At 67.0% G+C, this 2300-nt stretch carries 3 protein-coding genes; all 3 read right to left on the bottom strand.

Annotated elements, in window-relative coordinates; genetic code table 11:
• Positions 1 to 767 (bottom strand): outer membrane protein assembly factor BamC (gene bamC, locus B551_RS16690; RefSeq protein ID WP_023264598.1); only part of this gene is annotated, 767 nt, incomplete at its 3' end.
• A 58-nt stretch (positions 768 to 825) separates the two neighbouring features.
• On the bottom strand, positions 826 to 1710 hold the full coding sequence (dapA, locus tag B551_RS16685) for a 4-hydroxy-tetrahydrodipicolinate synthase (protein WP_006579687.1): 885 nt from the start codon (positions 1708 to 1710) through the stop codon (positions 826 to 828).
• Between the two features lie 160 nt (positions 1711 to 1870).
• A partial coding sequence (locus tag B551_RS16680) for an S-adenosyl-L-methionine (SAM)-dependent methyltransferase PhcB (protein WP_023264597.1) occupies positions 1871 to 2300 on the bottom strand: 430 nt, incomplete at its 5' end.

The following is a 2300-nucleotide window of genomic DNA, read 5'->3' as shown; positions in this document are numbered from 1 at the left end:
ATGCGGTCGGCCTGTTCCTTCTGCACGCCGAGGCGCTGCGCCAGGCGCGACAGGAATTCGGCCTCCAGTTCGGGATCGGCCGCGCGCGGCGTCCACACCGTCTGCGACTTGTCCAGGCCGGTCAGCTCTTCCTTGGCGCCGCGATGGCTGATGAAGACTTCGAGGTTGCCGTTCTGGCCCTTCTCGACGCGGCTGCGGAACTTGTCGCGCTCCGAGGTCGAGTACAGGCTGTCAAACACCTTGCCGATCGTGTTGCGGATGAAGTCCTGCGGAATCTTGGCGCGGTTCTCGGCCCAGTCGGTTTCCATGATGCCGGTCTCGGGCGAGTCCTGCACCAGCAGGAAGCCGTTCTCCTGCCAGAACTCGCGCATGGTCTGCCACAGCTGATCCGGCGCCATGCCGTTGCTGATGACCAGCCAGCGCTGGTTGCCGTCGCGCTCGACGCGGATGCCTTCCGCCGACGGCAGCACGTTGGTGCCGGCGACCTTGGGCTGGGTGCTGGTGGCCTGCTGGTAGCCGGACAACGTCGTACCGGCCTGCTCGGGGACCGAATAACGGCGGTCGCCGTCGAGCTTGGTCAGGTCCGGCGGCACCTCGAGCGTCGAGGTCCGCTTGGCGGCGGCGGCCGACTTGTAGTCGATCTTGTCGGCCTGCATCATGTCGTTGACGGTGCTGCAGCCAGCGATCATGCCGAAGGCGAGCAGCGGCAAGACCAGGGCGGCACGGCGGCCTTGCGGCACGCCATGGCGGTTAAGCTTGAGTTTCATTGACACGCAATCCTAGTGAAGGGAATGACCGCTTGGCGCGAAAGAAAAATCGGAACGATCAGGCGAGCAGCCCGGCGCCGGCCAGCGCGCGGCGCACGGTCTCGTGGTGGTCGGACGACAGCGGCGTCAGCGGCAGGCGGATGCCGCCGGCCATCTTGCCCATCTGCTGCAGCGCCCACTTGACGGGGATCGGGTTGGCCTCGATGAACAGGGCCTTGTTCAGCGCGATCAATTCCATATGGAGGCGGCGGGCCGTGATCGCATCGCCCTTGAGCGCGGCGACGCACAGCTCGTGCATCTTGCGCGGGGCCACGTTGGCGGTCACCGAGATATTGCCGTGGCCGCCCAGCAGCATCAGCGCCACCGCGGTGGGATCGTCGCCGCTGTAGATCGCGAAGCCTTCCGGCGCGTCCTTGATCAACTGGGCCGCGCGGTCGAAATTGCCGGTGGCCTCCTTGACGCCGACGATGCCCGGCACCTGCGCAAGGCGCAGGATGGTGTCGTTGCTCATGTCGGCGACGGTACGTCCCGGCACGTTGTACAGCAGCACCGGCAGGTCGACCGCTTCCGCGATCGTGCGGAAATGCCGGACCATCCCTTCCTGCGTCGGCTTGTTGTAGTACGGCACGACCTGCAGCGACGCATCGGCGCCAACCTGCTTGGCGAACGCGGTCAGTTCGATCGCCTCGCGCGTCGAGTTGCCGCCGGTCCCGGCGATGATAGGGATACGCCCGGCGGCCTGCTCGACCGCGACCCGGATCAGCTCGCAATGCTCCTCGACCGACACGGTAGGCGATTCCCCCGTGGTACCGACGATCACGATGCCATCGGTGCCCTCGGCGACGTGCCAGTCGATCAGGCTGCGCAGCGCGGGGTAATCCAGGCTGCCGTCCTCCTGCATCGGCGTCACGATGGCGACGATGCTGCCGGTAATCTGTGTCATAGCTCGTATGGTTTTCGAGATTTCGAATAGCGGGATTGTACCGGATACGAATTGGCCGCCGAAGCACACCGGCAATCCCTGCCTACCCGGGCAAACACCAAGTGGATCAACGCATTGACCCGCTTGTGCGCCGACATGGCGGCCACGTCGCGCCGCGCGATCAGCCGTCCAGGCGATAGCGTGGCGGGGCCGCCGCTCCGGCGCCTTCCAGTGCCTCGCGCACGGCGCACATGCGCTGTACGAACGCCGTCCGCGGCACTTCGATGACGCCGTCCTCGTAGGCGATCACCCGCAGGCGGCCGCGCACCGCATCGAGCAATTCGCCGGGCCGCAGCAGGAAATCGGGGTTGGACGGCTTGCCGACCGTCTCGTTCCCCGCTGCGAACGTCTCATAGACCAGCACGCCGCCGGGCGCCAGCGCATCGAGCAGATGCGGCCACAGCGGGCGATGCAGATAGTTGGTGACGATCACCGCGTCAAACGGCGCCTCGTCGCCGAGCGGCCAGGCGCCCTGCTCCAGGTCGGCCTGGCGCGTTCGGACGGCCGGCGGCAGGCCGGCCAGCGCGGCGCCATCGCGATCGACGCCAAGC

This window comes from Cupriavidus sp. HPC(L) (genome assembly GCF_000307735.3).
Classification (GTDB): domain Bacteria; phylum Pseudomonadota; class Gammaproteobacteria; order Burkholderiales; family Burkholderiaceae; genus Cupriavidus.
This window is presented reverse-complemented; position numbering and strand designations above follow the sequence as displayed.